This is a genomic window from Saccharomonospora azurea NA-128, assembly GCF_000231055.2.
Taxonomy (GTDB): domain Bacteria; phylum Actinomycetota; class Actinomycetes; order Mycobacteriales; family Pseudonocardiaceae; genus Saccharomonospora; species Saccharomonospora azurea.
Genome location: NZ_CM001466.1, coordinates 264,747 through 285,623, shown reverse-complemented (window position 1 = coordinate 285,623; position 20,877 = coordinate 264,747). Strand labels below are relative to the sequence as shown.

General features: G+C 71.5%; 18 protein-coding genes and 1 pseudogene. 11 read left to right on the top strand and 8 right to left on the bottom strand.

Translation table 11 applies throughout. The features are described from left to right. The 5 genes from SACAZDRAFT_RS23525 to SACAZDRAFT_RS01360 all read left to right on the top strand — a co-directional run. The coding region (locus SACAZDRAFT_RS23525; RefSeq protein WP_005437938.1) for a PucR family transcriptional regulator at positions 1-432 on the top strand (432 nt) is incomplete at its 5' end. 107 nt (positions 433-539) lie between these two features. Continuing rightward, complete coding sequence (locus SACAZDRAFT_RS01375; RefSeq protein WP_005437937.1) at positions 540-1,814, top strand: hydroxymethylglutaryl-CoA reductase, degradative; 1,275 nt, start codon at positions 540-542, stop codon at positions 1,812-1,814. A 35-nt stretch (positions 1,815-1,849) separates the two neighbouring features. Then, a complete protein-coding gene (locus SACAZDRAFT_RS01370) occupies positions 1,850-2,818 on the top strand; it encodes a hydroxymethylglutaryl-CoA lyase (RefSeq protein WP_005437936.1) in 969 nt (322 codons plus the stop codon). Next, positions 2,815-3,294 carry a hypothetical protein gene (locus SACAZDRAFT_RS01365; protein ID WP_005437935.1) on the top strand — a complete coding sequence of 160 codons (480 nt, stop codon included), beginning with the start codon at positions 2,815-2,817 and terminating at the stop codon, positions 3,292-3,294. Before SACAZDRAFT_RS01370 ends, SACAZDRAFT_RS01365 begins: the two co-directional genes overlap by 4 nt. Then, a complete protein-coding gene (locus SACAZDRAFT_RS01360; protein WP_005437934.1) occupies positions 3,291-4,658 on the top strand; it encodes a tripartite tricarboxylate transporter permease in 1,368 nt (455 codons plus the stop codon). Before SACAZDRAFT_RS01365 ends, SACAZDRAFT_RS01360 begins: the two co-directional genes overlap by 4 nt. 58 nt (positions 4,659-4,716) lie before the next feature. Here the strand turns inward: SACAZDRAFT_RS01360 and SACAZDRAFT_RS01355 are convergent, their stop codons facing one another. Further along, positions 4,717-5,619, bottom strand: coding sequence for a GNAT family N-acetyltransferase (locus SACAZDRAFT_RS01355; RefSeq protein WP_005437933.1), 903 nt, complete (start codon positions 5,617-5,619; stop codon positions 4,717-4,719). 273 nt (positions 5,620-5,892) lie between these two features. On the opposite strand from SACAZDRAFT_RS01355, the gene SACAZDRAFT_RS01350 reads away from it, so the two are divergent. After that, entirely contained in the window at positions 5,893-6,774 is an 882-nt protein-coding gene (locus SACAZDRAFT_RS01350; protein WP_005437932.1) for a manganese catalase family protein, read from the top strand. A 65-nt stretch (positions 6,775-6,839) separates the two neighbouring features. Here the strand turns inward: SACAZDRAFT_RS01350 and SACAZDRAFT_RS01345 are convergent, their stop codons facing one another. After that, positions 6,840-8,171 (bottom strand): serine hydroxymethyltransferase, encoded by a 1,332-nt coding sequence (locus SACAZDRAFT_RS01345; RefSeq protein ID WP_005437931.1) that lies wholly within the window; start codon positions 8,169-8,171, stop codon positions 6,840-6,842. Between the two features lie 95 nt (positions 8,172-8,266). Beyond that, positions 8,267-8,986, bottom strand: a complete 720-nt coding sequence (locus SACAZDRAFT_RS01340) for a DUF6226 family protein (RefSeq protein ID WP_005437930.1) — start codon at positions 8,984-8,986, stop codon at positions 8,267-8,269. A gap of 71 nt (positions 8,987-9,057) precedes the next feature. Between SACAZDRAFT_RS01340 and SACAZDRAFT_RS01335 the strand changes: the two genes are divergently transcribed. Then, positions 9,058-9,783, top strand: a complete 726-nt coding sequence (locus tag SACAZDRAFT_RS01335) for a class I SAM-dependent methyltransferase (RefSeq protein ID WP_005437928.1) — start codon at positions 9,058-9,060, stop codon at positions 9,781-9,783. 23 nt (positions 9,784-9,806) lie between these two features. On the opposite strand, the gene SACAZDRAFT_RS01330 is transcribed toward SACAZDRAFT_RS01335, so the two are convergent. Both SACAZDRAFT_RS01330 and SACAZDRAFT_RS01325 read right to left on the bottom strand, forming a co-directional pair. Then, positions 9,807-10,982: an NAD(P)/FAD-dependent oxidoreductase gene (locus tag SACAZDRAFT_RS01330; protein ID WP_005437926.1), complete on the bottom strand. Its 1,176-nt coding sequence runs from the start codon at positions 10,980-10,982 to the stop codon at positions 9,807-9,809. A gap of 28 nt (positions 10,983-11,010) precedes the next feature. Then, positions 11,011-12,216: a trans-sulfuration enzyme family protein gene (locus tag SACAZDRAFT_RS01325; RefSeq protein WP_005437924.1), complete on the bottom strand. Its 1,206-nt coding sequence runs from the start codon at positions 12,214-12,216 to the stop codon at positions 11,011-11,013. 318 nt (positions 12,217-12,534) lie between these two features. Between SACAZDRAFT_RS01325 and SACAZDRAFT_RS01320 the strand changes: the two genes are divergently transcribed. Continuing rightward, positions 12,535-12,957 (top strand): GlcG/HbpS family heme-binding protein, encoded by a 423-nt coding sequence (locus SACAZDRAFT_RS01320; protein ID WP_005437923.1) that lies wholly within the window; start codon positions 12,535-12,537, stop codon positions 12,955-12,957. A 438-nt stretch (positions 12,958-13,395) separates the two neighbouring features. Here SACAZDRAFT_RS01320 and SACAZDRAFT_RS24100 read toward each other — a convergent pair. Both SACAZDRAFT_RS24100 and SACAZDRAFT_RS01310 read right to left on the bottom strand, forming a co-directional pair. Then, a pseudogene (locus SACAZDRAFT_RS24100) lies at positions 13,396-13,929 on the bottom strand (tetratricopeptide repeat protein); the annotation flags it as partial. A gap of 213 nt (positions 13,930-14,142) precedes the next feature. Continuing rightward, positions 14,143-16,452 (bottom strand): CHAT domain-containing protein, encoded by a 2,310-nt coding sequence (locus tag SACAZDRAFT_RS01310; protein ID WP_232286329.1) that lies wholly within the window; start codon positions 16,450-16,452, stop codon positions 14,143-14,145. A gap of 391 nt (positions 16,453-16,843) precedes the next feature. Between SACAZDRAFT_RS01310 and SACAZDRAFT_RS01305 the strand changes: the two genes are divergently transcribed. The 3 genes from SACAZDRAFT_RS01305 to SACAZDRAFT_RS01295 all read left to right on the top strand — a co-directional run bounded on the left by SACAZDRAFT_RS01305 (position 16,844) and on the right by SACAZDRAFT_RS01295 (position 19,357). After that, positions 16,844-17,503, top strand: coding sequence for a hypothetical protein (locus tag SACAZDRAFT_RS01305; RefSeq protein WP_157606904.1), 660 nt, complete (start codon positions 16,844-16,846; stop codon positions 17,501-17,503). 88 nt (positions 17,504-17,591) lie between these two features. Beyond that, positions 17,592-18,431: a peptidoglycan-binding domain-containing protein gene (locus SACAZDRAFT_RS01300; protein ID WP_005437916.1), complete on the top strand. Its 840-nt coding sequence runs from the start codon at positions 17,592-17,594 to the stop codon at positions 18,429-18,431. 50 nt (positions 18,432-18,481) lie between these two features. After that, a complete protein-coding gene (locus tag SACAZDRAFT_RS01295; protein ID WP_005437914.1) occupies positions 18,482-19,357 on the top strand; it encodes a peptidoglycan DD-metalloendopeptidase family protein in 876 nt (291 codons plus the stop codon). 77 nt (positions 19,358-19,434) lie between these two features. Here the strand turns inward: SACAZDRAFT_RS01295 and SACAZDRAFT_RS01290 are convergent, their stop codons facing one another. After that, positions 19,435-20,868: an MBL fold metallo-hydrolase gene (locus SACAZDRAFT_RS01290; RefSeq protein WP_005437913.1), complete on the bottom strand. Its 1,434-nt coding sequence runs from the start codon at positions 20,866-20,868 to the stop codon at positions 19,435-19,437. Positions 20,869-20,877: the final 9 nt, after the last annotated feature.

Sequence of the window (20,877 nt, the reverse complement as noted above, 5' to 3'; positions counted from 1 at the left end):
GGCGCCGCGACAGGGCAGGCGACCGGCCTCCACGAGAGGTGCGAGGCCGCCGAGTCGTGCCTGCGGGTGCTTCCGGCGCTGGGCCTGCGCGACGGTGCCGTGACCAGCGACGAGTACCTGCCCTACACCGCGTTGTTCGGTCCCGGTGAACAGCGCGTGCAGGCGTTCGTCGACGCGACGATCGGTCCGGTGCTGGAGTGGGACGCCGAACGCGGGAGCGCGCTGCTGCCGACGCTGGCCGCCTACCTCGACAACCGGTGCAGCCCGGTGGCCACCGCCCGGGCGCTGCACCTGCACAAGAACACCGTGCTGCAGCGGCTGGACCGCGTGTCCGAGCTGCTCGGTGCGCGGTGGCAGGAGCCCGACCACCTGTTCCGCATCGGCATCGCCGTCCGCCTGCGCTTGCTGGGCACCACCATCGGAACACCCTGACCACTCCAGAAGTGGACGCTTCGTCCATACCTCTGGGGGCCAGGGCGGCTTACCGTGTGGCGAGTTCAGCAGCCACACAGCAGCCACATCGCAGTGGGAGGATCTCCATGCCCCGCACCAGTCGGATCTCCGGTTTCCGCGATCTCTCCGTCGAGGCCAGGCGAGCCGCCGTCGCGGAGACCGCCGACATCGCCCCGGAGTCGCTGGCTGTGCTCGATCCGGACCAGGGCCTGCGGGTCGACCTCGCCGACCGCCTCGTCGAGAACGTGGTCGGAGTCATGGGCCTGCCCGTGGGCATCGCGACGAACTTCGTGGTCAACGGTCGCGAACTGCTCGTCCCCATGGCGACGGAGGAAGCCTCGGTCGTGGCAGCGGCCAGCAACGCCGCCCGGATCGCCCGCGTCCACGGCGGGTTCTTCACGTCGACGACGGCGCCCGTCATGCAGGCGCAGGTGCAGATCGTGGAGGTCACCGACCCGGAGGCGGCGCGGCTGCGGCTGCTGGAGCACCGGGACGAACTCGTCGCGCTCGCCGACTCCCAGGACCCGCTGCTGCGGGAGCTCGGGGGCGGGGTGCGCGACCTGACCGTGCGCGTGGTGCCGTCGCGGGCGGGCACGTACGTGGTGGCGCACCTCCACGTCGACGTGCGTGACGCGATGGGCGCCAACGCGGTCAACACCATGGCCGAGGCCGTCGCGGACCGGGCCGGCGAGATCGCCGGGGGGCGCACGCTCCTGCGGATTCTCACGAACAAGGCCGATCTCCGGCTCGCCCGCGCCAGGGCGGTCTTCGCCGCGGACGCGCTCGGGGGTGCCGCGGTGGTCGACGACATCGTGCACGGCGCCGCCCTCGCGGAGGCCGACCCGTACCGCGCCGCCACCCACAACAAGGGGATCATGAACGGCATCAGCGCGGTCGTCCTCGCGACGGGCAACGACACGCGGGCCGTCGAAGCGGGAGCGCACTCCCACGCGATCTCCCCCTCCGGCCACTACACGTCGTTGTCGCGCTTCGAGAAGAACGCCGACGGCGACCTCGTGGGCACCCTCGAACTGCCCATGGCGGTCGGCCTCGTGGGCGGTGCCACGAAAGCCCATCCCGTGGCCAAGGCGGCTCTGTCCGTGCTCGGCGTGGCCTCGGCCGCGGAACTCGCCGAGGTCGTCACCGCGGTCGGGCTGGCCCAGAACCTCGCCGCCGTGCGCGCCCTCGCCACCGAGGGCATCCAGCGCGGTCACATGTCGTTGCACGCGCGCAACGTCGCCACCACCGCGGGTGCCACTCCCGAGGAGCTGCCCGCCGTCGTCGCCCGGCTCGTCGCGGACAAGGCCGTGCGGGTCGACCACGCCGAGCGGGTGCTGTCCGAGCTGCGGGCGAACGCCTGACCCGCGTCTTGCCACGACGGAAGAGGAACGACGCCATGCCGAGCGACTACGGGACGACGCCGTGGGAGGGCCTGCCGGAACGGGTCACGATCTGGGAGGTGGGTCCGCGCGACGGCCTGCAGAACGAAGCCGCGCACGTGCCCGTCGACGTCAAGGCCGAGTTCGTCGAACGCCTCGTGCAAGCGGGGCTGGCGACCGTGGAGGTCACGAGCCTCGTGCACCCGAGGTGGGTTCCGCAGCTCGCCGACGCCGACGAGCTGCTGCGCCGACTGCCCCGGCACGACGGGGTGCGCTTCCCGGTGCTCGTCCCCAACGAACGCGGCCTCGACCGGGCTCTCGATCTCGGGGTCACCGACGTCGCGGTGTTCGCGAGCGTCACCGAGTCGTTCGCCCGGGCCAATCTCAACCGCACCGTGGCGGAGTCGCTGGAGATGTTCGCGCCCGTGGTGGCGCGGGCCCGCGAGGCGGGGCTCGGCGTGCGCGGCTACCTGTCCATGTGCTTCGGCGACCCGTGGGAGGGGACGGTGCCGATCGAGCAGGTCGTGGCCGTCGCGACCCGGCTGCGGGAACTCGGGTGCACCGAACTCAGTCTCGGGGACACCATCGGGGTCGCCACGCCCGGGCGGGTCGTCGCGGTGCTCGACGCGCTGTCCGCCGCGGGCGTCCCGGTGGAGGACACGGCGGTGCACTTCCACGACACCTACGGCCAGGCACTGGCCAACACCCTGACCGCGTTGCGCCGGGGCGTCACCACGGTCGACGCCTCCGCGGGCGGCCTGGGCGGGTGCCCCTACGCTCGCAGCGCGACCGGCAACCTCGCGACCGAGGACCTGGTGTGGCAGCTGAACGGCCTCGGCATCGACTGCGGTGTCGACCTCGGCCGACTCGTCGAGACGAGCACGTGGCTCGCCACCGAGCTCGGCCGCCCCAGTCCCTCACGCACCGTCCAAGCCCTCGCGGCGAACGGTGCCAGCAGGCCCCATCACAACAGAGGAGAACCGTGACCACAACGCCTGCCGTCAGCGGTGACGGCACTCCCGACACGGCATCCACGACCGGCTCGCCACCGGAGGACCAGCCGTACCGGATGGTGTGGAACGACGCCGTGAACCTGCGCCACCTCGCCCTCTCCATGGTCGTGTGCGTGGCCATCGGCCTGCCCGCCTACCTCGTGTCCGAGGCGGTCTTCGAGGCGACTCTCGACCAGACGTCCCTCGCCGGCGGGTACGCGCTCCTCGTGGGACTCGCGGGCTGCGTCGTGGGGGCCGCCGTGTGCACGAAGCTGTTCCCGCCGAAACGGGTGCTGGCCGACGACGACGCCGCCGACCGGGCCGAGGCGTTGGAGGTGCTGGCGGCGATGGGAGGCACGCCCGAGTCGTTCGCCGAGCTCCCCAAGGACGTGCAGGACGAGATGCGGTCCCTCGGACTCGCCCCGACGGAGTCCACGGAGTCCACGGAGTCCACGGAGGAGCGCAGATGATCCTCGCCGACGTGTTGTGGGCGCTGGGCATGGGGCTGCTCGGCGCCATCGTCTTCGCCGCCATCGGGCTCGTCTCGGGCACGGACGAGACGTCCACCCTCGCGCCGATCACGCTGCTCGTGGTCCTGCTCGGTGTCCCGCCCGCGGGCGTGCTGACGTTCTTCATCGCGGGCGCGGTCGCCAAGCACATGACCCACGCGATCCCGACCACGCTCCTGGGCATCCCGGGCGACACGACCGCGGTGCCGCTGCTCGACGACGCCACCGCGCTGCGCAGACTCGGCGCGCCGCACATCGCCCTGCGCAAGGCGCTCGCCGGGGGCTTCCTCGCGGCGCTGATCTCGGTGCCGATCGCGGTCGGCGTGGCGTCGCTGTTGGCTCCGCTGGCGGAGACGATCACCTCGGTCGCGCCGTACGTGTTCGTGGTGGCGGCCGCGTTCGTCGCCTACTTCTCCCCGGGCCGGTGGGCGAGCGTCGTCGCCATCGTGCCGTTCGCGCTGCTGGTGTCGGCGCTCAACGGGCTGGCCTCCGACCAGCTCGGCTCGTCGCTGTCGATCAGTTTCTTCCTCGGCATCGCGATCGGGCCGCTCGTGGTGGATCTGCTTTTGACCTCGTCGAGGTCCGGGCGCGACATGCTGCCGCGCAGCGGCACCCGCACCGTGTGGCTGGCCCCGGACGTGGGGACCGGCAGCCGGTGGTGGCCCAACCCGTTGCGCGTGCTGAACCGCCGCCAGGCCACCACGACGGTCGTGGCCGCGGGAGCCACCTCGACGACCTTCATGCTCAGCCCGGTCGCGGCGACCGTGCTCACCGGCGAGATCGTGGGGTCGCGCATCAAACACCCGTACCAGCGCCTGTCCACGCTGATGGCGGTGAAGAACGGGACCACCGAGTCGACCTACCTCGCCGAGGCGCTGATCCCGCTGGTGGCGTTCGGGCTGCCGCTCAGCCCGGTCGCGGCGGGTCCGGCGTCACCGCTGTTCAACGCCCCGCCCGTCTACACGGTCGAGGGCGAGGGCGGCGTGCACAACCTGCACACGCTGCTCAGCTCGTGGGAGTTCCTGGTCTTCAGCCTCGCCGGGGTGCTGCTCGCAGGGCTGATCGCCTATCCGTTCGCGATGCGCTACGCGCGAGCGGCCAGCGCGTGGGTGTCCCGCACCATCAGCCACGAGGCGTTGATCGGCGCGTTCGTCGCCCTGATCGCGGTGGTGTCGTGGTACGAGGGCGGGCTTCTCGGTTTCGTCATCAGCGTCACCGTCGGCGCGGTGGGTGGTCTGGCCAACAAGTTCCTCGGCATGACCTCGGGCGTGCAGTTCATGGCCTTCTACGTGGCGGTGCTGTTCCTCCCGCTCCTGCTGGGGTGATCGTGTCACCGGACGGTGCGGGCTCGGACTGTGAGCCCGCACCGTCCGTTTCTCGGGGCTACACCAGGTCGACGCGTTCCTGGGCGACCGGGTAACCGGCCCTCGCGAAGTGAGCGGCCATCGGAACGTTGGTCTGGTCGGTCCCCGCCACGATGCGGTCCGCGCCCTCGTCGACGAGCAGGTGCGTGGCCTCCACGAGCAGGTCGTAGGCGTAGCCGTGGCCACGTTGTTCGGGCACCACTCCGATGTAGGCGACGAGCGGGTCCGAGTAGTGGTGGCCGGGGACGGTCAGGCCGACGAGCTCGCCGGCTGGGGTGTAGGCGAGCCGCCACCACTCGCGCGGGCTCGGCAACCAGCGCAGGTAGTCCAGGTCCTCCTGAGCGGCCGCCTCCAGTCCGGACGCCGCGACGGTGCGGCGCACGTGGGCGTCGAGGCTCCCCTGATGGATACGGCGGAAGACGTCGAGGATCACCGCGTCGTCGGGCTCGGGACGGAAGACGAGGCGTCCCGAGCGCGCGGGCACCCCGCAGTCCGGCGTCCAGCGGTAGGCGAAGCGCTCGACCAAAAGCGTGAGTCCCGCGGCGACGGCCGTGTCGATCCGGGCCTCGGCCTGCTCCCGGACGGCTGGGACGTCGCGCCAGCCGGGTGGCAGGCGAAGGGAGTACTCGGCGCGCAACGGCGAGGCGCGCAGCAGTCGCACGGCCGCCTCGGCGTCGGTGAAGTCGAACCAGTCCAGAGCGATCGGGCTGTCGTCCTGCGGTCCGGCCCACCAGGCAGCGCGGGCGACGACGACATCGTCCCGCAGAGCGACCCAGGTCCACTCAGGGCGGTACTCGCCGGCGGCGGCCATCGCACGGTAGGTCTTGCCGAAAGCGGCGAGGCCGACGAGGCCGGGGTCGGGCAGGGAATCGAAGAGCGCTTCCTCGCCTGCGGCGAGCGCGCGGATGACCAGATCGGTCACGTGAGAATCCTTTTCGGGTAGCGGGGCGCGCTCCCGATCAGGACCTCGGCGTCCTCGCGACGGGGTGGGAGCGCGAACACGACAGTCGACGCACCGTTCCCACCTCCGTTTCCACAATCGAGGACGCGGGCGCAGCGTAACAGTGTGCTCGACACACCCACAACGCGTTCTTCCGTCTTCCGACGTGGCGCCGTTTAGCGGCCAGGGCAACGGGAATGACCCGTTTGCTCACTGGCAACGGCCGCCACAGCTCGACGAAAAGGGGAGCCCCTGATGTTTTTCCACCGGCAGGAGCTGCAGTTCAAGGCGACTCCGGACCAGCCCGACGCGGTGTACGCGCGGAAGCTCCAAGAGGTTTTGGGCGGGCAGTACGGGGAGATCACCGTCGCGATGCAGTACATGTTCCAGGGCTGGAACATGCACATTCCCGGCAAGTACCGCGACCTCGTCTTCGGCATCGGCGCCGAGGAGTTCGGGCACGTCGAGATGCTGGCCACCATGATCGCTCAGCTGCTGGAGAAGTCGCCCCTGGGCATCACGGAGGAGGCCGTCCAGTCGGACCCGGCCGTCGCCGCGGTCGTCGGTGGTACGGACATGCAGCACGCCATCGTGGCGGGCGCCGGGGCACGTCCCTTCGACAGCATGGGCAACCCGTGGCAGGGCGCCTACGTCACCGCGAGCGGCAACCTGCTGGCGGACTTCACGTCGAACGCCAACGCCGAGATGCAGGGCCGGCTGCAGGTCGCGCGGCTTTACCACATGACGGACGACCACGGCGTTCGCGACATGCTGGCCTTCCTGCTGGCCCGCGACACCATGCACCAGAACCAGTGGCTCGCCGCCGCCGCCGAGCTGCGGGAGCAGGGCACAGAGGAACTGCCGGTGCCGAGCAACTTCCCGCTGAACAAGGAACACCGGGAAGTCGCGTACCAGTACCTGAACTTCAGCGACGGGCAGCACGCGTCCGAAGGTCCGTGGGCCTCGGGTCCCGCGCCCGACGGCAAGGGCGAGTTCAGCTACCACGAGGGCCCCACGACCAACGCCCCCATGCCGCCGCCCACCCACCCGGACGCCCGCATCTACGGGACCACGGAGTTGCCCAACAGCATGGAGAAAATGGCGGGGGCGACGCAGGACAAGCTCAAGAAGGAGTGACCCCCGCCGAGTGCACAGTGGACCCGCTGTGGACTCGGCCTCGTCCCTCTCGGCCGGGGGCGGCCTCACGGCTGGTCGGCGGTGTAGTGGACGCCGGTGAATCGCGTTCGCCAGTGCGCGACCCGTGGTGCGACCGTCTCCGGCTCCACGTCCGGATCGAGCCCCTCGACGATCAGGCCGGCGAGGTCGGCCATGTCGCACGCGCTCATCCCGCGCCGCACCAGTTCGGGCGTGCCCAGTCGAAGGCCGTTCACGTCGCCGTGCACGGGCGGGTCGGGCAGTCCGATGCCGGAGGCGAGCACGTTGGCCCGGCGCAGGCGTTGCGCGGCGCGGTGACCACCGCCCCAGCGGGATGCGCGCACCGCGAACTGGTGCGATCGCGTGGGTCCGTGCGCGCCCTCGAAGACGGGCACTCCCCCGCGTTGCAACTCCTCGGCGAGCGCCGCCGCGGTCTCGATCATCGCGCGTGCGTACGCACGTCCCGCGACCTGCCAGTCCACCATCGTCACGGCCAGTGCGGCGACCCGGCCCGCGTCGAAGTTCGCCGTCAGCCCGGGGTGGGCGATGCGGTCGAGCCGTTCGGCGAGCTCGGCGTCGTCGGTGACGACCGCTCCACCCGCCGGGCCGCCGAGACTCTTGTACGTGCTGAAGGTCGCCACATGGGCGCCCTCGGCCAACGGCTGCGGCCACGCCTGTCCGGCGATCAGACCGCACACGTGTGCCGCGTCGAAGAGGACCTTCGCCCCGACCTCGTCGGCGATACCGCGAAGCTGCGCGACGGGATGCGGGTACAGGTTGAGACTGCTCCCGATGGTGATCAGCTTCGGCCGCACCGCGTGAGCCAAAGTGCGTAACGCGTCGACGTCGACGGTGTAGCCGTCGGCGGCCACCGGGGCGTCGACGATCTCGAGCCGGTACAGTCCTGCCGCGCCCGGAGCGTGGTGGGTCACGTGGCCGCCGATCGTGGCCGGCGGCGCGATGATCACGTCGCCCGGCTCGCACGTCGCGACAAACGCGTACAGGTTCGCGATCGCGCCGGAGGGGACGCGGATCTCCGCATACCGGGCACCGAAGACCTCAGCCACCAGCTCCGCGGCGATGACCTCGATCTGCTCGATGGCCTCCAGCCCCATCTCGTACTTGTCGCCGGGATAGCCGAGCGAGGGCCGCGAACCGAGGTGGGCCGACAGCATCGCCTCGGCCCGCGGGTTCATGACGTTGGTCGCGGGGTTGAGGTTGATCGAGTCGACGTCGTGGATCCGGCGGTTCTCCCCCACCAGCCGGTCGAGCTCGGCGAGCAACTCGCCTGGGAGGGCGTTCGCCGCCGACTCGGCCACGGTGTGCACGCGGGACTCCGCGTGTGCGGGTACCCAGGTCCGGCGCTCCAGTGCGGGCATCTCGGCTCCTTCACGACGGCTGCGTCGGTGTCGTCGGTGTCGATCAGCGGACGATAGCCAGACCGGACGCCCGGCGCACCCCCCGAGGCGCCACCTCAACCGAACCAGGAGCGGCCGACGAGAACCTCGGTACCTTCCGGCAGCCGAACGGATTCACCGGCGGCGATCCGTCGGGACGACTCCATCAGGAGCCGGTGATCCGGGCGCCCCCGGCTGTCCGCCCCATCCGTGTCTTCCGTGCTTTCCGTGCTTTCCGTGCTTTCCGAGGCGCCGCCCTCCGGATGCCACCACGCCCTCCAGCTGTCGCCCCGCAACACCACGAGCGGCCCGTCGACGACGTTGCCGATCGTGCCGTCGATCGCCTCGAGGAGGTCGTCCGAACCGAAGTCGCACGCATCGCAACCGCAGTCCGGGACGAGTTCCAGCCGGATCTCAGGCCGTGCGACGCCGATGGACAGCACCGCGAGCGAACCGGCCCCGCCGCTCACCGGTGCGTCCTCTTCGAGCAGCAGCAACGGCAGAGCGTCCGGCCGGGGCGGGAAGATGCGCACGCCCCGGTCGAACCGGCGCGTCGTGCCGTCGCCGAGTGGAGCCGGTGCCAGTCGCTCCACCTGGACTCCCGGTACCGCGGCGAGGCTGTCCACCCACACTTGGGCGCGCGCATGCACGATGCGGTACCGCTCCGGGTCGGTGACGCGCGAGTACTCCTCCTGCGCCGTCGTGGGCAGCCCGGCATGCGGGTCGGGCCAGGACGGGAGGCCAAGCCCGTCGTAGGCCGCCTCCACCTGCTCCCGGAGATCGCTCACCCACGTCATGCCCGCCACGATAGGCCCCGGCGCGGCCGAACCCCAGCGAGGAGCGGACGGGACATGCCAGGCTGGCTCGCATGACCGCAGTCACCGGAGATTCCGCCGACACTCCGATCAACGACTACGACAGTTTCGCCGAGGCGTACACCGCCGAGAACGAACACAGCCTCGTCAACGCCTACTACGCCCGGCCTGCGATCCTGGAGTTGGCCGGGGACGTGGCCGGTCGCCGGATTCTCGACGCCGGATGCGGCTCCGGCCCCCTGTTCGAGGCACTGCGCGACCGCGGCGCCGTCGTCAGCGGCTTCGATGCCAGCGCCGCGATGGTGGAGCTGGCCCGGCGACGGCTGGGCGAGGACGCGTCCCTGCGGGTCGCCGACCTGAGCGAGCCGCTGCCGTTCCCCGACGGGGCGTTCGACGATGTCGTCTCGGCCCTCGTGCTGCACTACCTAAAGGACTGGACCGCACCGCTGGCGGAGTTGCGGCGGGTACTGAAACCCCGTGGTCGGCTGATCATGGCCGTCAACCACCCCTTCGTCTACAAGCTGGTCAACCCCGAAGCCGACTACTTCGCGACCTGCCAGTGGTCCGACGAGTACACCTTCGACGGTCAGAAGGCCGTGCTGACGTACTGGCACCGGCCGCTGCACGCGATGACCGACGCCTTCACCGCGGCCGGATTCCGCACGGCCGTCGTCAGCGAGCCGCCGCCCGCACCGGGCGCGCACGAACGGTTCCCCGATGAACTCGCGGACAGGCAGGCGTTCCTGTGCTTTCTGTTCTTCGTCCTCGAAGCCGTCTGACCGCCGCACCGGTACGCCGACTGCTACTGCTGCCCGGCCAACCGCGCGGGGCGCAGGGCGGGCAGCTCGGCCGGGTCGACTCCGTCCCAGCGCTGGGGCCGGAAGTCGGCGAGCAGGTCGCTGGGCTCCTCGCGCAGGATCTCCTGCGCCGCGAGTCGTCCGAGCAACGGGCCGAGCGTGATGCCACTGTGCGAGACGAGCGCGTAGACGCGGTGGCGCTCGCCCAGGAACCCGCACACCGGCAGGCCGTCCGCGGGCAGAGCGCGCTGCCCCACCCGCAGCGAGGTCAGCCGCGCCCCGTCGGTGCCGTCGATCAGGGCGGCGAGTCTCGTGAGCAGGGTGCGCGCGTGCTCCCCGTCCGGCGTCGGCGGCCGCGCTGGGTCGGCGTCCGCGTCGAGGTCCAGTCCCTGCACCACGAGGCGCCCGCCCCCGTCGGGCCGGACGTTGAGGTTCGGCGTCGTCAGCACCCGGTCGAGGCGGGCGGCCACCGGTGTGGTCCAGCCGAGGAAGCCGACCGTGGCGGAGCCCGCGACGTCCGGATCGGCCAGGGGCACCCGATGTCCGGCCGAGGAGGCCACGGCGTCACTCCAGCGCCCCGCGGCGAGCACCACCGCGTCGGCCCGCACCTCGCCACCGTCGGCGAGGGCGAGGCGGACGCCGTCACCGCGCTCGGTGACGGCGACGACGTGCGCAGGGCAGAGGAGTTCGGCACCGGCGTCGCGCGCCTCGCCCCACAGTCGCGCGACCAGGAGCGGGGGCAGCACGTAGCCCTCGGTCGGATAATAGGCGACGTAGCGTACTCCCGGTGGCACGCGCAGGTCCGGAACGAGCTCCCGGGCAGCACCGGGCGTGAGCCACTGCACGGGGTAGTCCCGGTCGCGCAGCTGCGCGACCGACCGCGCGAGCCGCTCCGCACCCTCCTCGTCACCGGCCCATTCCAGGTTCCCGGTGCGGTGGTACCACGCGGGCTGACCGGACACCGAGCGCGCCAACACGGCGTGCTCGTGCATGCCGGCGACGTTCAGCTGGTGGTAGGGCAGCGGATTCTTGCCGTGCGAGTTGACCCAGGCGAAGGTCGTGCCCGACGTGCCCGCGAGCGGTTCGCTGCGTTCGAGCACCGTCACCGAGGCACCCGCCACGGCCAGCGAGCGGGCCACGGACGCCCCGAGCACGCCGAGTCCGACGACGGCGACCTTCATCGCGACACCTCCACGACGTCGATGGGACTCACCCGAAGGTCTCGTCCAGCGCGCCGATCAGGTCGGCGATGAGGTCGTCCGGGTCCTCCAAACCGACCGAGAACCGCAGGTGACCCCACTTGCGGAACTCCTCCGGGTAATGCGCCACCCGCGGCCCCTCGGTGCCGACGTGCACGATGAGCGACTCGTCGTGCCCGAGCGACACCGCCGAGGTGATGATGCGCAGATTGGCCACGAACCGGTTCTGCGTGTCGGGGTCGCCGGCGACGGCGAACGCCATCATGGCCCCGTAGCCGCGACCGCCGAACTGCCGGCTCGCGACCTCGTGTTGCGGGTGGTCCGGCAAGCCCGGGTACGCGACGTAGGCGACGCGCGGATCCTCCCGCAGGCGCGCCGCGATGCGGGCGGCAGAGGAGGTCTGCTGGCGCACCCGCAACGGCAGCGTCACGGACCCTCGGGTGATCAGCCACGCGTTGAACGGCGAGATCACCCCGCCCACGTCGACCATCGCGTCGCTCTTGATCGGCTCGATCAGCTCGGCCGAACCGATCACCGCGCCGCCCATCGCGTCGCCGTGGCCGTTGACGTACTTCGTCAGCGAGTGCACCACCAGGTCGGCGCCGTCCTCCAGCGGCCGGTACAGCGGCGGCGGGGTGAACGTCGAGTCGACGACCAGCAGCGCGCCCGCCTCGTGCGCGATCGACGCCACCGCCGCGACGTCGGTGACCTTGGTGGTCGGGTTGGCGATGGCCTCGACGTGCACGATCCGCGTGTTGGGGCGGAGAGCCGCGCGCACCGCGTCGAGGTCCGTCATGTCGACGAACGTGGCCTCGATGCCGTAGCGGTCGGGCAGCAGTTCGGCGAACAGCCGCCACGTCGCCTCGTAGGTGACGTCGGCGACCACCACGTGATCACCCGTGCGGAGGTGGCTGAAGAACACCGCGTGCAGCGCGGCGACCCCCGAGGCCAGCACGACGGCGTCCTCCCCGCCCTCCAGCGCCGCCAGCTTCCTCTGCAGGCCCAGCTGGTTGGCGCCCGAGTTGCGGGTGTAGAGGGGGACGTCGGTACCCGACCAGCTCAGATTCGCCGGATCCTCGGGCAGCGCGTAGGAGTTCGCCATGATGATCGGGGTGCGGATCGCCCCCGAACCGGCGTCGATCTCATTGCCCGCGTGGACAGCGCTCGTCGGGAACGACAGCGTCTCGGGCACACGTTTGTCCGGTCGGGTCGTCATGCCCTCATTCTGGCCCGGGAAACCCGGGCGCGAACGGGCGTATCACGCACTGGAACCGGTGACCGGCCGGCCACGGTGCGCTGCGGCGCGAGCCGCCGTCTGCGTCACCGTGTCCGCCGTCTGCGTACGTGTGTCTGCGCTCTGCGCACGCGTGTTCGCACTTCGTGGACATGGATTGCTCCCTGCCCGGCGAGCCGGCGTACGGGAAGTGCAGACACGCGTGCGGGAAGCGCGGACACGGTGTCGGGTTTTGCCCTGCCCCGCACGGGTAGGAGTCGGGTGGCCGGCACGCGGCCGCCGAACGCGGAGGGAGAAGCCATGCGGACACTGCCGTCGATCTCGCTGGACGAAGCACGCGAGGTCATCGCAGCGGGTGAGCGGCGAGCACAGGACATCGGGCAACCGGCCAACATCGCGGTCGTCGACGCGGGCGGCAATCTGGTGGCGCACGCGCGGATGGACGGCGCCTGGATCGGCAGCATCGACATCTCCATCAACAAGGCCTACACCGCCCGCGCGTTCGACATCCAGACCCGCGACCTCGCCGACAACGCGCAACCGCGGGAGCAGTTCTTCGGCATCCAGGTCTCCAACCAGGGCCGCGTGATGGTCTTCGCGGGCGGTATTCCCCTCCAGCACGACGGCCAGGTGGTCGGCGGCGTCGGCGTCAGCGGCGGCACCGGCGAGCAGGACCAGGCCATCGCCGAGGCCGCGGCGGCCGCCTACCGACCCGCCGGGTAGCACCGTCCCACTGGCGTGTCCGCCGTCTGCGCACGCGTGTCCGCCGTCTGCGCACGCGTGTCCGCACTTCGCGGACACCGTCGCTCCCCGCCCCGGCAAGCCCACGTACGGGAAGCGCCGACACGCGTACGGGAAGCGCGAACACGCGTGCCCAGGGCGCGGACACGGCGTCAAAGTTGGCCAGGCGTCGGTCAGCAGGGTTCCAGGTCGTTCGCCACCGACTGGATCGTCTCGGGATGGTCGGGGCCGAACACGCGCTCGCACTCGGCCGCTGTCCCGTAGAAGAACGCCGGCCTCACGATACCGTTCCAGTCCGAACAGGACGGTGGCCAGATTGCTCCGGACGCGGGCCGCGAAGCCCTCCCGTTCCGGCAGTCGCGTGGCGGCCCGGAGTACATCGCAGAACAGGTCCGCGGCAGCCTCGGCGTGTCCGAGCTGGAACTCCGCGGCGGCGAGGTTGTTGCGCGCGACGGTGGCTTTCCAGCTGTCGGGACCGTAGGCACGATCGGTGTCGGCCACGATCTCACGGAACAGGGCGGCCGCTTCCTCGAACCTTCCTGCGGACCGCAACGCGTCGGCACGCTTCCCCCGGCTGATCAACGTGCTCTCGTGACCCGCACCGAGGCTTCTCTCGCGCCGCTCGGCGACGTCGTCGTGCAGCGCCTGGGCTTCCGCGGGCCTGCCGAGTCCGGTGAGCACGACACCGAGGGCCTGTGCGGCGAGGAGGGTGTCCGGGTGATCGCGGCCCAGCACCCTCTCCCGTCCGGCCAGCGCCTCCCGCAGCATCTGCTCCGCCAGTTCGAGGTTGCCGACCGCACACTGCAGGTCGCCCGCTTCGTACACGGCGGTGAGCGTGTCCGGGTGGTCCGGGCCGAGGTTCGCGTAGGTCAACCCGGCGACGTGGTGGAGCAGGGCGGCCGCGTCCTGCTGCCGCCGAGGGTCACGTGCCAGGTGGTAGGCGACGATCCGCATCGCCTCGATCGACTCCGGATGGTCCTCACCGTGGCGTCGGATCGTGGCGTTCATGTGCAACGACGCCGACGTCAGGGCGTCGAGAGTGATCGTGATCTCCGTCGGCTCTGACTCGTCGTGCTGCTTCCGGCTCCGTCGCCGCCGCAGGATTCCCACAGCGTGCTCCCTTCGGGTCTCACGCACCTTGGCACAACGCCGCGCCGCTGCCTCCGGCTAGATTCCGGAATGCACCCATCCGGCCCACAGACTCGGCGGGTAGTCGCGGAACCGGAGCAGGACGTCGCGCAGCACCGCCGCCGCGTGTCCGGGCGCCCGTGGCCCGCCGGCCGCGGCCAGCGCGGTATGGAAGGCGACCGCGATGCGCCTCGCCATCGTGTCGTTGACGTGCCACAGCGTGGCGACGACGCCGGGGTAACCGGCGATCTGGAACGCTCCCGCCAGATGGAGCGCCTCGTCGGCGAGGTGGAGGGCGCCGCGGGCGGTGTGGCAGGCGGACAGGACGGCGAGCCGGGCGTCGGGCAGGTGGGCCCGCGACACCTCCAGCACCGTGAGCGGCCGGTCGTGCAGGAGCAACCTGCTGGCCGACGGGTCGTCCGCGTCGTGCGCGCCATGGCAGGCGAAGTGGACCCAGCTGTGCCGTGCGAGGGCGTCGAGTACCCGGTCCGCGGTCGCGTCCGCTCCGGTGAGGACCGTTCCCGCCCAGAGTTCACCGATCGCGGCGGCTTCCTCGTCGGTGTGCGGTAGCGGCGGTGCCGCATCCGGTTCCGCGACCGCGACCGTCAGCACGTCCGTCGGGCCGACTGCGCGCGACGCGGTGTCCCGGGCGTGTCCCAGCGCCCGCACGGTGGGCGTGTACGAGGAGATCACCCGCTCCAGCACTCCGTCGCCGGGTCGCCCGGCCGCGTGCAGCGGCAACCCGGCCAGCGGTCCCCCGGGCGACCACCACACCCGGGCACCGTCACAGGCGAGCCGACGCAACACCGGGCCGGTGACGGTCTCGTCCAACCACTCCAGGACGCCGGTGATCACCCTGCCGCCCTGGTGCTCGCGCCCGAACGTCGTGGACGCCTCCAATGCGTCGGCGAACCGGTCGGCGTGACGGACGGCGTCGTCTAACGTCAGCGCGGGCAGGGGAATGGCGACGAGCGGGCCGCTTCCCAGGACAAGGGCGTCACACCGGTACCGGCTGACGTTGATCAGCACGACCGGCCCTTCGCCCGCCCACTCCTGGACGCGAGCCAGGCTCGGCGGCAACAGGAACTCCCCGAACCCGGGCAGCGAGCGGATCTCGGCCAGCAGCTCCTCACGCCGCCGCGCCACCGCATGCCGTCGATCGCTGCCGGCCACGGCGACGTCCAGGGCGGCCAACGCCTCGTCCACGTCGGCCAGTCGTGCGGCGAGGCGAGGATGCCGCCGACGCAGGTCCGCGACCTCACTCCGCGCGTCCAGCAGCTGCCCGAGCAACACCCCACGCCCCTGTTCCAACCAGCGCACCGCGAGGCCCGCGTCACCGGCTTGCACGGCCAACGCCGCCGCATCGGTGGCGACACCGGAGAGCTCCGCGACACCGCGTTCGCGATCGGGCCACGCGAGCCGTCGCGACGCGACCTCCGGTAGCAACGACATCGCCACCCGGGCGGCGTCCAACGCCGTCGGCCACTCGCCCAGCCGCACTGCCACGTCGGCCCACTGCCGTGCGGCGTGCACTCGGTCCAGTGGCCCGTTCGCCGCGTCCGTCGCCGCGGCGGCGAACGTGTCGCGCGCCGCCCGCAGCGGGCCCAGAGCGCCGACGCGCTCGTGCTGCACGAGCAGCAGCTCGGCGAAGAAGCGCCGGTACTCGGCACGGTCGGCGTCGTCGAGCGGATCGGCGCGCGTCGCGCGACCCGCTGCCGTGATGGCGCGGTCCAGTGCACCGAGGTCGCCGGTGCGGTCGAACTCCAGGCGCCACACTCGTCCGAGGGCATGCAGACAGCGGGACCGGACGAACAGGGCCTCGTTCGACCGCGCGAGCAGGTCCTCCAACACTGTCAGCGCCTCGGCGAGATCGGCGGCGTGAGCGCGCGCCAGGTACCGCTTTGTGAGGGCGTTGCCGAGAGCGAGCCGCTGTTCACCACGGCCGACGTCGAGTGCGACCGCCTCGCGAGCGCACGCCACCGCCTCGTCCGCCACAGCGGGGTCCCAGGTACGCCGGAACTGGTCCTGCAGTGCCACACCGAGTGTGTTCAGAAGGAGGCCGCGCCCGCGGTCGTCGGGGGCGAGGTCCACCGCCTCACGCAGCAGCCCGATCGCCTCGCGCAACGCGTCGAAGTCGCCCAGGTGCAACGTTCGTTCGCGGAGCGCGGCGGCGAGATTGTTCAGTTGCCCCGGACGTTCCGGATCGCCCACGGGCGTGACCGCCAGAGCACGGCGACAGCACTCGATCGCCTCGGTGAGCAGTGCGTGGTCTCCGGTGGCCTGGAACGCCCGGTGCAGGACGGCGCCGAGACTCACCAGCCGAGACCGCCGGTGCGTCGCTTCATCCACGGGAACCGACACCGCCTGCCGCAATCTCCGAAGGCTTTCCTGAAGGTCGGCCGGGTCGCCGGTCGCGTGCCCCGCTCACGCCTGCCTCCGGGTCGAGCCGCCCGACGACGACGTTCCCCTGTGCCGCATCCTGGATCGGCCGTTGCGGCGGATGCCTCTGACGTCGTGAACAAGTTCCTGGAAACGCTGGCGAACAAGCTGGCCGAGCGGTGGCTGACTCTTCTGGTGCTGCCCGGCGCGCTCTACCTGGCGATCGCGATCGCGGCCGCCCGCCTCGGCCACGCCCACTGGTACCGGGTCGACCTGCTGCGCGAGGATCGCGGCCGAGCCCGCTGCCCGCAACGCCGCCACTCTCGCACTCGCGCTGGCCGGCCTGCTCGCCGCCGCGGCCGTGCTGGGCATTCTGGACCACACGCTGGGGAGCCTTTTCCGCCGCGTGTGGTTCGCCCCGGCGCGGGGGCCGCTGGCCCGACGCCGGGCCCGCCGTTGGGACGCCGCCGACCGACTGTTCCGCGACGCGACGGTCGTGGCGGGCCGGGCACAACTGGCGGATCCGGACACCGCCGCCGGACTGATCCGGCAAGCCGAGGAGCGAGCCGCGGCACGCAACGCCCTCGGTTTGGTCCGGCCGACCACGCCGTTCGCCGCGGGCGACCGCATGGCCGCGGCCGACCGACGCGTGCTCGACCACTACGGACTGGACCTCTCCTCGGCGTGGCCCCGGCTGTGGCTGGTGCTGCCGGAACACACTCGCCGCGCCGTGCAGGCCGCGAACGACGCCGTCGCGGCGGCACAGCGACTCGCCGGCTGGGCGGCTGCCTACCTCCTGCTCGCGCTCCTGTGGTGGCCCGCCGCGCTGATCGGCGTCGTCACACTCACCGTGGCGTGGCGCCGAGCCGCCTCCGCCGCGGGCACACTCGGCGACCTCGTCGAAGCGGCCGTCGACGTGCACGGCCGGACGCTGGCTCGCACCCTGGGCCTGCGCACCGCCGGCCCGCTCGACCGGGAGACCGGCGCCGCCGTCACGTCGTTGCTGCGCAAGGGAGTGTGACAGCGACTTCGCGCCCAGCCGACCGGAGCAAGCGCAGGTCCGGCCGGATTTGTACGGAAAATGTACGTGGCCACCCCACAGTGTCGCCATGCCCGAGCGCCTCGATCGTCGCCAGTTCCTCACCGTCGTGCTGCCCACCGCCGCGGCCGCCACCGTGCTCGCCTCCGGATCGGCCGCCGCGGCACTGCCGAACGCCGACATGGAGAAGATCGTGCTGGCCGCCCAGTGCGACCCCGTGAAGGACGGCACGGGTCTCACGCCCGGTGCCGGTCCGAGCGTGCGTCTGGTCGAACAGGCACTGGCCGACCGCGGTCTCCTCGCCGCGCAGTACGTGGACGGGCACTTCGGGACGGCGACCCGCGCCGCCTACGCACGGTGGCAGGAATCCCTCGGCTACAGCGGTTTGGCGGCCAACGGCCTGCCCGGCCGCGCCTCGCTCACCGTCCTCGGCGAGGGCCGGTACACGCTGGTCCGACCACTGTCGCCCGGCGCCCGCACCACCTACCAGGGCTTCCCCTTCAACCAGCGCACCGTGAGCATGCTCAAGGAGGCCGCGGCGCGTTCCGGCGTGTCCCTCGTCGTCGAGCAGGGCTCCTACTCGCCGGGCAACGACCCCACCTCCGCGGGAACCCACGACGGCGGCGGCGCCGTCGACCTCGACGCCGAAGCCCTGAGCGGCGCGCAGCGAACCGCCGTGGTCAGGGCCCTGCGCGAGGTGGGCTTCGCGGCCTGGTTGCGCAGTCCCAGTCAGGGCAACTGGCCCTGGCACATCCACGCGATCGCCGTGAACGACACCGATCTCTCCACCCCGGCGCAGAACCAGGTCGGCAAGTACTACCTCGGCCGTAACGGGCTGGCGAACAACGGTCCGGACGACGGACCGCAGGTGTCCAAAGTGACCTGGGAACAGTACCTGCGAGCGAAGTGAAACGGGCGCGCCCTGCCGTGCCGTGATCCATCCACACGAGAGGAGCCGGAATGCCGACACTGAAAAGGTGGAAGAAGACCGCGGCGGGAGTGGCCGCGGCCGCACTCGCCGCGGCGGGCCTCACCCTGGTCTCCGCCACACCGGCCGGGGCCGCGGCCCGCGACGGTGTCTGCCAGAGCGGCGAGTTCTGCTACTACTACAACAGCAACCACTCGGGTTCGGTCTCGGACTTCGCGGGCTCCCTCGGCGACTACGGCACCACGCAACCCACGTGCTACGAGTACAAGGGCCCCGGCAACGGCCAGGGCCTGTGCATCAAGAACGACGCCGCGTCGGTGTGGAACCGCAGCAACACCAAGGTGCGGGTCTACTACAACTCCAACTACGCCGGTGCGTACCAGGACATCGCACCGGGCGCGAAGGTCAACCTCAACGCGACGTTGAAGAACAACAACGCGTCGCACCAGTTCAACCCGGGTTCGGCACCGGCAGGACAGTTCTGGCTGCCCTTCCCGTGCGGCGAGACGTGGGAGGCGGGCACCCGCACCAACCACAGCCCCGCCAACGCCGTCGACTTCAACCACTACCCGGAAGACAACGGCTGGAAGGTCTACTCCTCCGCTCCGGGCACCGTCTCCAAGGTCGCCAACACGGGCAGCACCTCGTACGGGCGCTACATCGTTATCGACCACGGCAGTGGCTGGCAGACCCTCTACGCCCACCTCAGCTCGCAGGACGTCTCGGTCGGGCAGAAGGTCACGGAGAAGACCATGATCGGCCGGGTCGGCAGCACCGGTGGGTCCACGGGCCCGCACCTGCACTACGAGCAGAAGCAGAACGGCGCCGTGAAGCAGGTCAAGTTCCGCGACGGCAACCCCGTCTACTGGGGCAAGAAGAACCTCGCCCGCACCACCAACTGTCCGTGATCTGATCCCTGCCCGGGCCGTCGCGCGTGAACCCCACGTGCGACGGCCCTCTCACGTCCACGACAACGGACGGTGGGTCAGCTCTCCACCGGTACCCCGGCCCGCGCGGCGTTGTCGAAGTGATCGTCGATCAGCACCACCGTGCGCCCTGCCCGTTCGAGCAGCGAGGCCGCGGCGGTGGCCCGGTAGCCGCTGCCGCAGTGCACCCACACGGCACCGCCCGGCAGCTGGTCGAGACGGTGCCTCACCTCGTACAGCGGCACGTGCACGGCGCCGCTCACGTGGGAGGAGCGGTACTCGTTGTGGGTCCGCACGTCGAGTACGACGTCCGGAGCGGGAAGGCCCTTCACCCCACCCCGCTGCGCCTCGGCGAGATCGGCGAACGTGGCCACCGGCAGAGTCCGCAGCTGCGCCGGATCGACGGCCAGTTCGTGCGGCGTCCCCGTGGCCGCGCCCGCGAGCCGGTCGATGCCGATGCGCGCGAGTTCCCGCTGCGCCTCGGCGACCTGCTCCGACGACTCCCCGAGCAGGGTGAGCGGTGCGTTCCAGTCGATCATCCAGCCCAGCCACGTGGCCATGGGCCCGTCGAGACCGACGCTCACCGTGCCCGCGAGGTGCGACTTCACGTACGCCGTGCGCGAGCGCAGGTCGACGACCCACTCGCCGGTGTCGAGGCGGCGCCGCAACTCCTCCGGCTCGGCCTGCGTGGGCGGCCGCAGGTCGAGTGGCTCCGGGCCCGCGGCATTCCGCACGCCCATGTGCGCGTAGTACGCCGGGTAGGCGTCGAGCCCGGCCAGCGTCTGCTCCACGAACTCGTGCTCCGCGAGCCGGAACGCCGGGTTGCTGCGGCGTTCCTGCCCGATGGTCGACTCGTCACGCTCGGCGGGCGTGGCGGCACAGAAGCTGCCGAACCCGTGGGTGGGCCAGATACGGGCGCCGTCGGGCAGGAGGTCGGCGAGCCTGCGCGCGGACTCGTGCTGGCGGCGCGCCAACACCTCGCTGTGCTCCTCACCCAGCAGGTCCGTGCGGCCCGTGGTGCCGTAGAGCAGTGAGCCGCCCGTGAACACCCCGACCGGCCCCTGGTCGCCCTCCAGCACGTAGGAGAGGTGGTGGAACGTGTGTCCCGGCGTGGCGACGACGCGCACCCGCAGTCGGGGTGAGACGTCGAGGGTCTCGCCGTCCCGCAGCCCTCGATGCGGGAACGGCAGCTCGTCCTGGGCCGACAACCCGTACTCGGCGCCCGTGAGGCGCGACAGTTCCAAGCCGCCCGAGACGTAGTCGTTGTGCACGTGCGTCTCCAGCACCAACGCGACGCGCGCCCCGAGCCGCCCCGCCGCCGCGAGCACCCGATCGATGTCCCGCTGCGGGTCCACGACCACCGCGAGCTCGCCGTCCGAGGCCACGTAGCTGCGGTCACCCAGCGTCGACGTCTCGATCACTTCCACCGTCAGCCCGCCCGCGAGAGCGGGTGTGCCGTCATCACGCGCCGGAGTCGTCGGGATCGCAGCCATCGTCCACCT

What these genes read in the sequence shown, in the direction of transcription:
- SACAZDRAFT_RS01375 (WP_005437937.1), top strand. Translation starts at nt 540, where the DNA reads ATGCCCCGCACCAGTCGGATCTCCGGTTTCCGCGATCTCTCCGTCGAG.
- SACAZDRAFT_RS01370 (WP_005437936.1), top strand. Translation starts at nt 1,850, where the DNA reads ATGCCGAGCGACTACGGGACGACGCCGTGGGAGGGCCTGCCGGAACGG.
- SACAZDRAFT_RS01360 (WP_005437934.1), top strand. Translation starts at nt 3,291, where the DNA reads ATGATCCTCGCCGACGTGTTGTGGGCGCTGGGCATGGGGCTGCTCGGC.
- SACAZDRAFT_RS01350 (WP_005437932.1), top strand. Translation starts at nt 5,893, where the DNA reads ATGTTTTTCCACCGGCAGGAGCTGCAGTTCAAGGCGACTCCGGACCAG.
- SACAZDRAFT_RS01345 (WP_005437931.1), bottom strand. Translation starts at nt 8,171, where the DNA reads ATGCCCGCACTGGAGCGCCGGACCTGGGTACCCGCACACGCGGAGTCC.
- SACAZDRAFT_RS01340 (WP_005437930.1), bottom strand. Translation starts at nt 8,986, where the DNA reads ATGACGTGGGTGAGCGATCTCCGGGAGCAGGTGGAGGCGGCCTACGAC.
- SACAZDRAFT_RS01335 (WP_005437928.1), top strand. Translation starts at nt 9,058, where the DNA reads ATGACCGCAGTCACCGGAGATTCCGCCGACACTCCGATCAACGACTAC.
- SACAZDRAFT_RS01330 (WP_005437926.1), bottom strand. Translation starts at nt 10,982, where the DNA reads ATGAAGGTCGCCGTCGTCGGACTCGGCGTGCTCGGGGCGTCCGTGGCC.
- SACAZDRAFT_RS01325 (WP_005437924.1), bottom strand. Translation starts at nt 12,216, where the DNA reads ATGACGACCCGACCGGACAAACGTGTGCCCGAGACGCTGTCGTTCCCG.
- SACAZDRAFT_RS01320 (WP_005437923.1), top strand. Translation starts at nt 12,535, where the DNA reads ATGCGGACACTGCCGTCGATCTCGCTGGACGAAGCACGCGAGGTCATC.
- SACAZDRAFT_RS01300 (WP_005437916.1), top strand. Translation starts at nt 17,592, where the DNA reads ATGCCCGAGCGCCTCGATCGTCGCCAGTTCCTCACCGTCGTGCTGCCC.
- SACAZDRAFT_RS01295 (WP_005437914.1), top strand. Translation starts at nt 18,482, where the DNA reads ATGCCGACACTGAAAAGGTGGAAGAAGACCGCGGCGGGAGTGGCCGCG.
- SACAZDRAFT_RS01290 (WP_005437913.1), bottom strand. Translation starts at nt 20,868, where the DNA reads ATGGCTGCGATCCCGACGACTCCGGCGCGTGATGACGGCACACCCGCT.